Consider the following 12,569-nt stretch of genomic DNA (forward strand, 5'->3'; position numbering starts at 1 on the left):
AGAAGACAACAACAGGATAACACAAAAACAACAACCGTCCAAGTCACTGGAACGGGCGGCTACGCAAATTAACAAAGTGACATTTTTACAGACGAGTTAAGGTGACATTTTCACAGACGCTTGACAGTCCTTTTTTTAATATTTTTTTCTCCCACTTGGAGCCGGCGGGCAACTTCGAAAAGATAATAAAACCCCCGTGGCGGTCCGCAGTTTTCGCGGACCTCCGCGGGGGATATCCTTCCATCCGGAATCAGTCGCCGGAGCGTTCGCGCATCAACGGGAACAGCAGCACGTCCCGAATCGACGGAGAGTTGGTCAGCAGCATGACCAGCCGGTCGATGCCGATCCCCAATCCGCCTGTCGGAGGCATGCCGTATTCAAGCGCGCGGATAAAGTCTTCGTCCATCTCGTGCGCTTCGTCATTGCCTTGCTCGCGCTCGATGAGCTGCGCCTCGAACCTCTGCCGCTGATCGATCGGGTCGTTCAGCTCGCTGAACGCGTTCGCATGCTCGCGGCCGACGATAAACAGCTCGAACCGGTCCGTGAACCGCGGATCGGCGTCGTTCTTTTTCGCCAGCGGCGATATCGCCACGGGGTGGCCGGTAATAAACGTCGGCTCGATTAACGTATGCTCGACATACGTCTCGAAGAACGCGTTGACAATATGGCCGAACGTATGCGTCGGCTCGACCGGAACGTTATGCTCCTTGGCCAGCCGATGGGCTTCTTCATCGGACATCTCGCGGGAGAAATCGACGCCCGTCGCTTCCCGGACGGCGTCCACCATCGAGATGCGCTTCCAGGGCGTTTTCAAGCTGATTTGGTGGCCTTGGTATTCGATCTCCGTCGTGCCCAGCACTTCTTGAGCGATATGGGAGATCATGTTCTCCGTCAGGCGCATGATATCCTGGTAGTCCGCATACGCTTCGTACAGCTCGATCATCGTAAATTCCGGGTTATGGCGCGTGGATATGCCTTCGTTGCGGTAAACGCGGCCGATCTCGTACACCTTTTCGAGACCGCCGACGATCAGACGCTTCAAATGAAGCTCGATGGCGATCCGCATATACAACTGCATGTCGAGCGCATTGTGGTGCGTAATAAACGGACGAGCCGCCGCGCCGCCGGCAATTGCGTGCAGCGTCGGAGTCTCGACTTCCAGATAGCCGAGGTTATCAAGATAGCGGCGCATGGATTGGATGATTTTCGACCGCGTGATAAACGTCTTCTGAACTTCCGGGTTGACGATCAGGTCCACGTAACGCTGACGGTAACGCGTCTCGACGTCCTTCAGCCCGTGGAACTTCTCCGGCAGCGGATAAAGCGATTTGGACAGCACCTCCAACGAGGTGACTTTGATCGTTGTCTCGCCCGTCTGCGTCTTGAACACTGTGCCGCGCACACCGATGATGTCGCCGACATCGAGAATGTCGTACGCTTTTTTCTTCTGGGCCCCGACCGCGTCCTCGCGGACATAGATCTGGATTTTGCCCGTTAAATCCTGAATGTGGGCGAATCCCGCTTTGCCCATGCCCCGGCGCTGCATGATCCGGCCGGCCACGCTGACCTGGACGGCCATCGATTCCAGTTCTTCCTTCGTGTATTGTCCGTACTGCTCTATAATTTGGGCGGCATGGTGCGTCCGTTCGTATTTTGCCCCGAACGGATCGATGCCAAGCCCGCGAAGCTCGTCCAATTTGTTCCGCCGAATGACCATTAGCTCGTTAAGTTCCAATTCTTCCGTCATCTGTTCTCTTCCTTCCGACACATACTTGTTGAACCTTGCGGTATTACCAGCATAACCGACGCGGCCCCGCATTGGAAGGCGCCGCGGCGATTTTCCAATCACTAACGGTCCTCCGAATTCAAATCCGATGCTCATACGGCTGAACAAAGCGGAAACGGCTTCGCCGTCCCCGGTGCGAGGACGGTCCGTCTGCTGGCGTTATCCTGTCTTTTATCCGCAAAAAAGCTTCCCCCAAGGAAGCTTTTTTTGCGTCCGTCTATGCTGGCCGCGCCGGAGCGCGGGATTACTTCTTGATATCCAGAATTTTATACTGAATAATGCCCGCCGGAACCTGCACGTCGACGATAGCGCCTTTTTTCTTTCCGAGCAACGCTTTTCCGACCGGGCTCTCGTTGGAGATCTTGTTCTGGAACGGATCGGATTCGGCCGTGCCGACGATGGCATATTCGATCGTTTCCTTGAACTCCAGATCTTCGACGATGACGATCGAGCCGATGCTGACGGTATCCGTATCGACTTCGTCATTGTTGATGATCCGCGCGTTGCGAAGCATCTTCTCCAGCGTGATGACGCGTCCCTCAATGAAGGCCTGTTCGTTCTTGGCGTCCTCGTACTCGGAGTTTTCGCTGATGTCTCCGTATCCGATGGCAACCTTGATCCGTTCTGCCACCTCGCGGCGCTTGACCGACTTCAGGTGCTCCAGTTCTTCCTCCAGCTTCTTCAAACCTTCGGGTGTCAAAATGACTTCCTTTTCGTTCATGGAACCGTTCTCCCGTCCTGATCTATTTTCGCGAAATAACCGCTTGCTTCCCAATATATGAGCGACTTCAGGCATCATGAATAGGTTCTCTGCTTTCGCTTGATTATAGGACAAGCAGAAATAATTGTCAATTCACGCGCCCTCTGCCGCCCGGCCGTCCGGATCAGCGGACGACCGCTTCCGGAACGCTGCCGGCAGACTCGGAGCCGGACCCTTCGGCAGGATCGCCGTACACCCCGTCCCGCAGATTGCGGACGTATTGCTCCAGCTCCCGCACCATCGCATCCCGCTCGGTAAGCTCCATGATGGCGTCCTTCACCCGGGCGGACCCCCGGAGTCCCTTCAAATACCAGGCCATATGCTTGCGCATCTCGCGAACCGCCTGTCCTTCGCCCTTGAGCGCGACCAGCCGGTCCAAATGCAGGATCGCGATGCGAATCTTTTCTTCCGGCGTCGGCTCCGGCGGCAGCACGCCCTTCGTCAAATATTCGATCGTCCGGTACAGCATCCACGGATTGCCGAGCGCCGCCCGGCCAATCATTACGCCGTCGACGCCCGTCGTATCGAGCATCCGTCTGGCGTCCTCCGGAGTGAACACGTCTCCGTTGCCGATGACCGGGATAGAGACGGACTGCTTGACCTCCCGGATAATGTCCCAGTTGGCTTTGCCGGTGTACATCTGAACGCGGGTGCGTCCGTGCACCGCGACGGCCGCGCCGCCGCCGTTCTCGACCGCTTTGGCGTTTTGCACCGCATAGATATGGTCTTCGTCCCAGCCGATCCGCATTTTTACCGTAACCGGCTTTTTCACGGCTTTTACGACCGTCGACACCATCTTCTCGATCCGGTCCGGCGACAGCAGCCAGCGGGCGCCCGCGTCGCACTTGGTCACTTTGGGAACCGGGCAACCCATATTGATATCGATAATGTCGGCATTCGTGTACCGGTCGACGTGCTTGGCCGCGGCCACCAGCGTCTCCGTATCGCCGCCGAATATTTGCAGGCTGAGCGGCTTTTCGCGCTCGTCGACATACAGCATCTGCATCGTGCGCTGGTTGCCGTGGAGGATCGCTTTGTCGCTGACCATCTCCGCGCAGACCAGCCCGCATCCGAATTCCTTGGCGATCAGACGGAACGCGGGATTGCAGACGCCGGCCATCGGCGCAAGCACCACGTTGTTGGGGGCGGTCACATTTCCGATTTTTAACATGACATATTCCTCCTCTCGAATCCGGAAGTATGGACGTCCATCACCCTAAGGAAGGGGCCGTCAACTCCTCTGCCGATATATTCAGCGCTTCCGCGATCCGCTCGAGCAGTCTCGGATCGATCGGCCGGGTGCCGCGTTCGAGCGACCCCAGTACGGATAAGGAGATGCCCATGCGGTCGGCTAATTGTTCCTGCGTCAACCCCTTCAGCTTGCGATATGCGCGAATTCGTTGCCCTAACGGTTGTCTGTCCATCGCCTGACCGTTTCCTTTCCTATCAGGGTTTCCAGCCGCTCCCGCCACGATTCCGCTTCCGGACGCTTCAGCTTATCCATGCAATCCACCAACGGAATCAGCACAAAAGCCCTGTCGCCCATATGCGGGTGCGGGATCGTTAGCCGCGGCGTATTGCAAATAATATTCTCATATAATAACACATCCAAATCGATCGTTCGAGGGCCCCAGCGGATTTCGCGGACCCGGCCCATCTCCGCTTCGATCGCGAGCAGGGCGTCCAGCAGCGGCTCGGGTTCCAGATTCGTGCGCACGGCCGCTACGGCGTTTAAAAAGTCGTCCTGCCGAACCGGACCGACAGGCTCGGTCTCGTATATGTCCGACATCGCCGCAAGGCGGATGCCGGGATGCGAATCCATGCGTTTCACCGCTTCCGCCAGGTTGCGGGCGCGGTCGCCGAGATTTGACCCCAAGGCAATATACGCCAGAGCTTCCATCATGAGGACTCTACCTCCGGCCGGCGGCGGTGAATCTCCACGCAGACGCCGTCGAACTGGATGTCGAAAGGCGGGTTCGGCTTGATGACGCGCACGGTGACGGCATCCAGCATCGGGTAGCCGTCCAGCAGCGTTTCGGCCAAACGCTGGGCCAGACGTTCAATAAGATTGTACGTCTCCCCGCAAACGACGGCTCGCACCCGTTCGTACAGCTCGGCGTAATTGATCGTATCGTTCAAATCGTCGGAACGGCCTGCCGCGCGGAGATCGAAGAACAGCTCCAGATCGACGATATAGGTTTGGCCCAGCCGGTTCTCCTCGGGAAACACCCCGTGATGGGCGAAAAAGCGCATATTGCGCAATGAAAGCTTGTCCAGCTTAACCCTCTCCTTACTCTGTCGCTCCGCGCACGATCGCGTCGGTCATGCGGGCCGCTCGGGCCATCTCCCGGACATCGTGCACGCGCACGATGTCGCACCCCGCCGCGATTCCAAGAATATTGGTCGCCAGCGTGCCTTCCAGGCAGTCGTCGACCGCGACGTCGCCGAGCGTACGTCGGATGAACCGCTTGCGGCTGGTGCCGAGCAGCAGCGGATAGCCGAGCCGCTGGCGGAGCTCGACGAGGCGGGACATCGCCTCCAGATTTTGCTCGTACGATTTGGCGAATCCGATTCCCGGGTCGAGCAAAATGTTGCCGGGTTCGACTCCTGCGGCGATAGCCCGGGCGATCATCTCCCGGAGATCGGCCACCATCTCGTCGATCAGATCGCCGCTGTAAGCGCCCCCGTCCTTCCGGTTGTGCATCAGGCAGACCCATGCGCCCGTGGAAGCCATCACCCGGGGCATGTCCTCGTCGGCCAACCCGCCCCATACGTCGTTGATCAGATCGGCCCCCGCTTCGATCGCCTGCCTGGCGACCTCCGCTTTATACGTATCGACGGAGATCGGGATATCGGGCAGCTCCTTGCGGATGGCGCGGATGGCGGGCAGCACCCGGGCAAGCTCCTCCTTCAGCGGGACGGCTGCGGCGCCGGGCCGCGTCGACTCCCCGCCCACGTCGATGATGCCGGCTCCGTTCGCCGCCATCTCGACGGCATGACGCACGGCGGCATCCGTCGCGGCATACTTCCCGCCGTCCGAGAACGAATCCGGTGTGACGTTCAGGATGCCCATCACCACCGTTCGCTTCCCGAGCTCCAGCTTGCGTCCGTGGGGAGAAATCAGCGTGATCGGCTCTCTTGCGACGGTTTGTTTACGGACGATTTCCATGAGCCATCTCCCTTTCTGTCAAGCAGCGATACGCGCGGTGAAGTGCGCGGGTAACGGGCGCGTCCTCGCCGACGGCGGGAAGCGGCGTTTCCCTCCCGTCCGGTTCCCGAATCCGGTCCACGGGGACGATCTCCTGGATCGAATTCGTCAGAAACGCCTCATCCGAACCGAGCAGCTCCTCGAGGCCGAACGCGCCTTGCTCAGCGGCAACGCCCAGCTCTTGCGCCAGCTCCAGCACAAGCCCGCGCGTCACGCCGGGCAATATGCCCGTCGACAAATCCGGCGTGAACAGCTTCCCGTCCCGCACCCAAAAAATATTGCTGACGATCCCTTCGGCGACGGCGCCGCGCGCGTCCGTCATAACGCCTTCCGCCGAGCCGGGCGCTCCCAGTTCGCGCAGCTCCCGCTTGGCGAGCCAATTGTTCAGGTAGTGAAACGACTTCAGCCGCACATCGCCTTCGGGCGAGTTGCGGCGCGTGCGCAGCAGTTGCAGCGTCCGCGGCGGATTGCAGGCCTCCCCTGCGGCGGGCGCAAGAGGCTTCGCGAATATCCATTCATTCGGCTTGTCGTAATCGCCGGTATGCAGGCCGAGCGGCTGCTCCCCCGCGGAAACGGAAAGGCGGACGTACGCCTCTGCGCATCCGTTCTTCTCCATCAGACGAGTAATGCGTTGTCTCAGTTCATTCTCGTCCGGTTCGTAAACGATCCCGATGGAGCGGCAGCCCTCCGCCAGCCTCCGCAGGTGCAAGTCTAACCGGAACGGTCTTCCTCCATACGTCCGGAACGTCTCGAACAGCCCGATGCCGTACAGAAAGCCGTGGTCGTAGAACGGAACCACGGCTTGCGTATCGGGAATCAATGTACCGTTTACCGACAGGTGCATATTAACCCCTGACCCCGCCCGAGATGGACAAGAAATTGCGCAGAAGCGTATGGCCGTGTTCGGTGATGATCGATTCCGGATGGAACTGCACGCCTTCGATGTTATACGTCTTATGGCGAAGCCCCATAATCTCGCCGTCCGCCGTGCGCGCGCTGATCTCCAGGCAGTCCGGCAGCGTCTCCGGCTTCACGACGAGCGAATGATACCGGGTCGCGGTGTAGGGAGACGGAATGCCCTCAAATATCGTGCGGCCGTCATGGTAGATCTCCGAGGTTTTGCCGTGCATCAGCTTGTCGGCCCGCACGACGTCGCCGCCGAACGCTTGCCCGATCGATTGGTGACCGAGGCATACGCCCAGGATCGGGACTCGCCCGCCCAGCTTCTCGATCAGCTCCAGGCTGATTCCCGCCTCGTTCGGCGTGCAGGGTCCCGGCGATATCAGAATATGATCGGGCGCAAGCCGCTCGATTCCAGCGACGTCGATCTCGTCGTTCCGGTATACGCGGATCTCCGCGCCGAGCTCCCCGAGATATTGAACCAGATTATACGTAAACGAATCGTAATTGTCGATGACCAAAATCATCTCTCCGCTCCCCTTCCCTCGTCTCCAGCCTCGACTGCCTCCGCAAGCCGCACCGCTTTCCACATCGCCCGGGCCTTGTTCAGGCACTCCTTGTACTCTCGCTCCGGCAAGGAATCGATTACGATCCCCGCTCCGGCCTGGATATAACCGGTGCCTTCCCGGACGACCAGCGTGCGTATGATTATATTTAATTCCATATCGCCGTTGTAGTCAATCCATCCGATCGAGCCGGTGTACGGACCACGCCGGACGGGTTCCAGCTCCTCGATAATCTCCATCGTGCGGATCTTGGGCGCGCCCGTGATCGTTCCGCCCGGGAAAACCGCCCGGATCACGTCGAAGGCGCCGCGACCTTCGGCAATCCGCCCTTCGACATGCGAGACGAGATGCATCACATGGGAGTAGCGCTCCACCGTCATCAGTTCCGGCACCTTCACGCTGCCGTACTGCGCGACCCGCCCGATATCGTTGCGCAGCAAGTCCACCAGCATGATATGCTCGGCCACTTCCTTCTCGGTCGTCCGCAGTTCCCGCTCCAGCCTCTCGTCGTCCCCCGCCGACTCGCCCCGTCTCCGGGTGCCCGCGATCGGCCGCGCCTCGATGACGCCGTCGACGAGTCGGACGAGCAGCTCGGGCGAGCCCGAGACGAGCTCAAGGCCCGGCATCCGAAGATAGCCCATATACGGAGAAGGATTGACCCGGCGCAGCGCTTCATATATAAGGGGCGGAGAAGCCGACAGCTTCCGGTGCTGACGAACGGACAGATTCACCTGGAACACGTCGCCCTGGGCGATGTAGTCCTGAATGCGGCGGACGGCTTCGACGAATCGTTCCTTGGGAAAGGCCGTGCCAAGACCCGGCAACGATTCGACATCGAAATGCAGCCCTTCTTCGTCCGCCTTCGCCGCCTCGGCCTCCAGCTTCCCCAATAGCGGATCGCTCTCGGCCTGCTCGCTCCACCGCTTCCACATGGCGGACATATCGGACGCGGCGGCGGCCGTCTCGGCATGCAGGCGCGCGAGCTCGTCCGCACCGGCGCCGGCAGCGTTCGCATGCACAGCCGTATAGAGCAATTGCTGTTCCCGGTCGTAGATCCAGACGCGGTCCATTCTCATCCATTCGTAATCCGGAATGTCCAGATCGTCCTCCGCGAACTCCGGCATCCGTTCGATGGAGCGGCCGAGATCGTACGACCAGTAGCCCACCGCTCCGCCGATAAACTTGGGAGCGCCGGGCACGCGCGGCGTCTTCCAACGTTCGAGCCACCGGCGAACCGTCTCCAGCGGGTCCCCCGATTGTTGGCGGGAGTGCCATTGCCCATCCTCCCCGCGCTCCGTGACGACAGTCTCCCTTCCTTTGCCCCGGATCAGACCGGATGGCCCGAAGCCGACATAGGTGTATCGGCCGCTTTTGCCGCTCTCCAGTACGAATACCGATTCCCCTGCCTGCTCGAGCAGTTTCAGCCATACGACGGGACACCCTTCTTCGCACGGGCGGACGGACACGTACGGCAAATGGCGATAGCCTTGCCCGATCCATTCAATCCAACGCGAATACGGCGTCATCTCCATAAAGCAACCCCCGTTCCCGTTACCCTCTCTGCGATTTTTATTTCCCTACAATACTGCTTTTGAAAACAGATGTAAAGAACAGCCCGGGGGAAGACCCCGATCCGATTTATAAGAAAAGAAAAACGGCTGCGCCGCCCTTGAACAAGGACAACGCGCCGTTTCCCGCATCGGAAAAAGAGCGATTCAGGAGTCCTTCGCGCTATTCTTTACTGATCCTCAGCGCCCGATTCCGATTGGCCCGATTAACGGGGAATTACCCGGTACACGCCCCCGCTCGAGCGCGGAACGATACGGTTCCGTCCGCCGATTCCGCGATGCTGGCGCCGCTCAGCTCTATACATACGGGGACCCCGGGACAAACCACGCAGTCCGAATCGAAGCGCGAAGCGATCTTCGCTCCCGTCAGACGGCCGCCGCGCCATTCGATATCCGTCTCGAAGCCGCCCCGCGCGAAGGCCCTTCACGCTTCCGTCAGGCCATTGGTCCGGGAGGGCCGGCAGCCGCGCTTCGAATCTCATCGCTTCCGCCCGGAACGGATCGTCCGCATAGACGATGGGGCGGTCTGTCCGCCTCTGGTCGGGATATCCGCGTGACTGGCACAATCCCGAGGCGAGGGCCACTCTGCCCGAAATTCGCCGTCTGGCGGCGAAGCAAACGGGATGCGGATTCTCGACCGTAATACGCGGATGGATGATTAGGGAAAGCGGCTCCTTTATCCCGCTAATGGTTGATCGAATGAGAGGTCATGCAGGTAAAAGATCCGGTGTCCGCAACTGAACGAAAAAACCGCCAGGCTTCGCCTGACGGTCGGGTATTACGATGAGATATGGAAAAGGGATCAGTCTTCGAATTGGTACAGCGGCGTGGACAAATACCGTTCGCCGTTCGACGGGACAACCGCAACGACACGTTTGCCGGGGCCCAGTTCTTTGGCGACCTTCAGAGCGGCGAAGATGGCTGCACCCGAGGAGATGCCGCCCAAGATGCCCTCTTCGCGCGCAACGCGGCGGGCCGTCGCGAACGCGTCGTCGTTTTCGACCGGAATGACGGCGTCATAAATGCTGGTGTTCAAGATATCCGGCACAAAGCCTGCGCCGATGCCTTGAATTTTGTGCGGGCCCGGTTTGCCGCCGGACAGAACGGGAGAAGCCGCCGGTTCGACCGCGTAAATTTTGATGTGCGGGAAATGTTCGCGAAGCACTTTGCCCGCGCCCGTGATCGTGCCGCCGGTTCCGATGCCGGCGACGAAGGCGTCGAGCTTGCCGTCGTGGTTGTTGATCGCTTCGACAATTTCCGGACCGGTCGTCTCGATATGAATTTTGACGTTCGCTTGGTTTTTGAATTGCTGCGGCATGAAGTAGCCCGGGTTTTCCGCCAGAATCTCTTCCGCGCGCTTGATCGCGCCTTTCATGCCTTCGGCGCCCGGAGTCAGCACGAGCTGCGCGCCGTAAGCGCGAAGCAGGTTGCGGCGCTCCAAGCTCATCGTCTCCGGCATGACCAGGATCGCTTTGTAGCCTTTCGCCGCCGCGACCATAGCCAGTCCGATGCCGGTATTGCCGCTCGTCGGCTCGATGATCGTATCGCCCGGCTTCAGCCTGCCTTCGGCTTCGGCCGCTTCGATCATGCTGATCGCGATACGGTCTTTTACGCTGGCTCCCGGGTTCTGGAACTCAAGCTTCACGTATACTTCCGCACTTCCCTCAGGAACGACGCGATTCAACCGAACCAGCGGCGTATCCCCGATCAAGTCCGTAACGCTTTGCACCAATTTCGCCATCCCGACATTCTCCTCCTCTTATTTCCGACTATTTCAGTAGGTTTTATCTAATCTCATCTTAACAGTGAGATTATTTCTTGTCAACCTTAAAATAGTCGCCGACGTCGCCTATTTCGACTCCGTATTTATTCCGCAGCTCTTCGACGACCTCGTTCAGAGGCTTGGCCCGGCGCAACGCCAATTCTTTGCGGACCGCGCTGCGAATCTGCTCCGGCGTCCTGTCGTTTTCGACTTTTTTGTCCACCATGCGCAGCACCACATAGCCGCCCTCCGCTTCGAACGGTTCGCTGAATTGTCCCGGCTTCAGCGTGGCGGCCGTCTTCAACAGGGCCGGATCGACAAACGGATCGTGCTCGTCGATCCATCCGATATCTCCGCCGAACCGCGCGGTGTCGTCGTCCATCGAAAGCGTCTGCGCCGTCTCCCCGAAGTCCGCGCCGCTTCGGAGCTGGGCGATCACGGCGTTCGCCTGCTCCGCTGTGCGGACGACGATCTTCTGCAGGTGATAGCGTTCATAGCTCTCGAATTCCTCGGGGCGTTCGCGTATATATTCCTCCACCTCGGAATCCTTCACCACAATGGAAGCAATCGCAATTTTTTCGGACAACAGGCGATGGGTAATATCCTGCACGAGATGCTCCTTGGTCAAGCCGAGCTGCTCGCGCATGGAGCGGTAAAACTCCTCCTCGCTGTCGTATCCCTGCTGCATCCGCCTCAGCTCTTCGTCGATCTCCTGCTGGGACACCGTCAACTTGCGCCGTCCGGCTTCCAGCGCCACCACTTCCCGATCGATCAGCGTGCGCAGCGATTCCTCTCCGTGGCGTCCGTACAAGTACGCCCGCAGGTCGGCTTCCGTGATGACCCGGTCGCCGACTTTGGCCAACACGCGCTGCTCGGCATTGGGCGCCGGGCTCACCGCGGGAGCGCTCGCGGCTGGCGTTGGAGCGGCTCCGGGCCCTGCGCCTCCCGTATCCGCAGCAAAAGGGCCGAAGGCCGCGGCGATACCCCATCCCGCCGCAACTCCGGCCGCAACTCCTATGATTCCGAAGATCCACGATCTTTTTTTCTCTATATCCATCGTCTTCTTGCTCCTATGCATCCGATAAAAGAGGATGCCGCGCCTCAACCAACGCGCGGCACATCCGATCAATGGTTATGACGATTCAGCAAGCTTTTAAGTTCATCGGGACCGAACTGATAGGCTTCATTGCAAAAATGGCACACAACCTCCGCGCACCCGTCCTCCCGGAGCAGCCGTTCGATTTCTTTCGGGCCCATGCTGATCAACGTGCGCTCGACCCGTTCGAGCGAGCAATTGCAGCGAAACTCGACCGGCTGACGCTCGGACACCTGAACTTTGCCCAGCAGCCCCTCCAGGAAATCCTCCAGTTCGACGCCGCTTTCCATAATTTTGCTGACCGGCGGCAGCACGCTTAACTGGCGTTCCAACAGGTCGATCTCTTCCTCGGGCACGCCGGGAAGCAACTGCAGAATAAAGCCTCCCGCCGCCCGGACGCTATGGTCCGGGTTGATCAGCACGCCGAGGGCGACCGCCGACGGCGTCTGCTCGGATTGGGCGAAATAATACGTGAAGTCCTCGCCCAGTTCTCCGGATATGATCGGAACGCTCCCGCCGTACGGATCGCGCATGCCCAGATCCTTGATGACATAGAGGAATCCGTCTGTTCCGACAGCGCCCGCGACGTCCAGCTTGCCGTGCTCGTTAAGCGGAAGATCGACGCCCGGCTCGTCCACGTAGCCGCGAACTTCGCCGCGCGCGTTGGCGTCGACGACGATCTGTCCGATCGGACCTCCTCCTTTGATCCGAATCGTAAGTTTCTCTTCGCCTTTCAGCATATATCCCATCATGGCTCCCGCGGCGGCTGCCCGTCCCATGGCCGCCGTCGCCAAAGGCCCCATTCCGTGCCGCCTGCGGAGCTCCTCCGTCAAATTCGTCGTGCGTGCGACGAAGGCGCGGATTTTGCCTTCCAGAGCCGTTCCGCGAATCATGTAATCGCCCATCCGGACCTTCCTTTCCGT

At 59.7% G+C, this 12,569-nt stretch carries 13 protein-coding genes and 1 pseudogene; all 14 read right to left on the reverse strand.

Annotated elements, in window-relative coordinates:
* Positions 1 to 250 precede the first annotated feature (250 nt).
* On the reverse strand, positions 251 to 1,747 hold the full coding sequence (lysS, locus tag FE781_RS14235) for a lysine--tRNA ligase (RefSeq protein ID WP_138790301.1): 1,497 nt from the start codon (positions 1,745 to 1,747) through the stop codon (positions 251 to 253).
* Between the two features lie 283 nt (positions 1,748 to 2,030).
* Entirely contained in the window at positions 2,031 to 2,507 is a 477-nt protein-coding gene (gene greA / locus FE781_RS14240; RefSeq protein ID WP_138790302.1) for a transcription elongation factor GreA, read from the reverse strand.
* Positions 2,508 to 2,670: 163 nt separating this feature from the next.
* Positions 2,671 to 3,717, reverse strand: coding sequence for a tRNA dihydrouridine synthase DusB (gene dusB, locus FE781_RS14245; protein WP_138790303.1), 1,047 nt, complete (start codon positions 3,715 to 3,717; stop codon positions 2,671 to 2,673).
* A 40-nt stretch (positions 3,718 to 3,757) separates the two neighbouring features.
* A complete protein-coding gene (locus tag FE781_RS14250; RefSeq protein WP_138790304.1) occupies positions 3,758 to 3,970 on the reverse strand; it encodes a helix-turn-helix domain-containing protein in 213 nt (70 codons plus the stop codon).
* Positions 3,952 to 4,449 carry a 2-amino-4-hydroxy-6-hydroxymethyldihydropteridine diphosphokinase gene (gene folK / locus FE781_RS14255; RefSeq protein ID WP_211346371.1) on the reverse strand — a complete coding sequence of 166 codons (498 nt, stop codon included), beginning with the start codon at positions 4,447 to 4,449 and terminating at the stop codon, positions 3,952 to 3,954. Before folK ends, FE781_RS14250 begins: the two co-directional genes overlap by 19 nt.
* Entirely contained in the window at positions 4,446 to 4,823 is a 378-nt protein-coding gene (folB, locus tag FE781_RS14260) for a dihydroneopterin aldolase (protein ID WP_138790305.1), read from the reverse strand. Before folB ends, folK begins: the two co-directional genes overlap by 4 nt.
* Positions 4,824 to 4,836: 13 nt before the next feature.
* A complete protein-coding gene (gene folP, locus FE781_RS14265; protein ID WP_138790306.1) occupies positions 4,837 to 5,715 on the reverse strand; it encodes a dihydropteroate synthase in 879 nt (292 codons plus the stop codon).
* Positions 5,699 to 6,598 carry an aminotransferase class IV gene (locus FE781_RS14270; protein ID WP_138790307.1) on the reverse strand — a complete coding sequence of 300 codons (900 nt, stop codon included), beginning with the start codon at positions 6,596 to 6,598 and terminating at the stop codon, positions 5,699 to 5,701. The genes folP and FE781_RS14270 overlap by 17 nt, the downstream gene beginning before the upstream one ends.
* A gap of 1 nt (position 6,599) precedes the next feature.
* On the reverse strand, positions 6,600 to 7,181 hold the full coding sequence (pabA, locus tag FE781_RS14275; protein ID WP_138790308.1) for an aminodeoxychorismate/anthranilate synthase component II: 582 nt from the start codon (positions 7,179 to 7,181) through the stop codon (positions 6,600 to 6,602).
* Complete coding sequence (locus FE781_RS14280) at positions 7,178 to 8,752, reverse strand: anthranilate synthase component I family protein (protein WP_138790309.1); 1,575 nt, start codon at positions 8,750 to 8,752, stop codon at positions 7,178 to 7,180. Before FE781_RS14280 ends, pabA begins: the two co-directional genes overlap by 4 nt.
* Positions 8,753 to 9,005: 253 nt before the next feature.
* Positions 9,006 to 9,191: pseudogene (locus FE781_RS18090) on the reverse strand (hypothetical protein); the annotation flags it as partial.
* A gap of 399 nt (positions 9,192 to 9,590) precedes the next feature.
* A complete protein-coding gene (gene cysK / locus FE781_RS14290; protein WP_138790311.1) occupies positions 9,591 to 10,529 on the reverse strand; it encodes a cysteine synthase A in 939 nt (312 codons plus the stop codon).
* A gap of 70 nt (positions 10,530 to 10,599) precedes the next feature.
* Positions 10,600 to 11,607, reverse strand: coding sequence for a peptidylprolyl isomerase (locus FE781_RS14295; protein WP_170209556.1), 1,008 nt, complete (start codon positions 11,605 to 11,607; stop codon positions 10,600 to 10,602).
* 68 nt (positions 11,608 to 11,675) lie between these two features.
* On the reverse strand, positions 11,676 to 12,551 hold the full coding sequence (hslO, locus tag FE781_RS14300) for an Hsp33 family molecular chaperone HslO (RefSeq protein WP_138790313.1): 876 nt from the start codon (positions 12,549 to 12,551) through the stop codon (positions 11,676 to 11,678).
* Positions 12,552 to 12,569: the final 18 nt, after the last annotated feature.

The organism is Paenibacillus thermoaerophilus, assembly GCF_005938195.1.
Classification (GTDB): domain Bacteria; phylum Bacillota; class Bacilli; order Paenibacillales; family Reconciliibacillaceae; genus Paenibacillus_W; species Paenibacillus_W thermoaerophilus.

Excerpts from the sequence above, each read along its gene's own strand:
- lysS (WP_138790301.1), bottom strand. The coding sequence starts at position 1,747 with ATGACGGAAGAATTGGAACTTAACGAGCTAATGGTCATTCGGCGGAAC.
- greA (WP_138790302.1), bottom strand. The coding sequence starts at position 2,507 with ATGAACGAAAAGGAAGTCATTTTGACACCCGAAGGTTTGAAGAAGCTG.
- dusB (WP_138790303.1), bottom strand. The coding sequence starts at position 3,717 with ATGTTAAAAATCGGAAATGTGACCGCCCCCAACAACGTGGTGCTTGCG.
- FE781_RS14250 (WP_138790304.1), bottom strand. The coding sequence starts at position 3,970 with ATGGACAGACAACCGTTAGGGCAACGAATTCGCGCATATCGCAAGCTG.
- folK (WP_211346371.1), bottom strand. The coding sequence starts at position 4,449 with ATGATGGAAGCTCTGGCGTATATTGCCTTGGGGTCAAATCTCGGCGAC.
- folP (WP_138790306.1), bottom strand. The coding sequence starts at position 5,715 with ATGGAAATCGTCCGTAAACAAACCGTCGCAAGAGAGCCGATCACGCTG.
- FE781_RS14270 (WP_138790307.1), bottom strand. The coding sequence starts at position 6,598 with ATGCACCTGTCGGTAAACGGTACATTGATTCCCGATACGCAAGCCGTG.
- pabA (WP_138790308.1), bottom strand. The coding sequence starts at position 7,181 with ATGATTTTGGTCATCGACAATTACGATTCGTTTACGTATAATCTGGTT.
- FE781_RS14280 (WP_138790309.1), bottom strand. The coding sequence starts at position 8,752 with ATGGAGATGACGCCGTATTCGCGTTGGATTGAATGGATCGGGCAAGGC.
- cysK (WP_138790311.1), bottom strand. The coding sequence starts at position 10,529 with ATGGCGAAATTGGTGCAAAGCGTTACGGACTTGATCGGGGATACGCCG.
- FE781_RS14295 (WP_170209556.1), bottom strand. The coding sequence starts at position 11,607 with ATGGATATAGAGAAAAAAAGATCGTGGATCTTCGGAATCATAGGAGTT.
- hslO (WP_138790313.1), bottom strand. The coding sequence starts at position 12,551 with ATGGGCGATTACATGATTCGCGGAACGGCTCTGGAAGGCAAAATCCGC.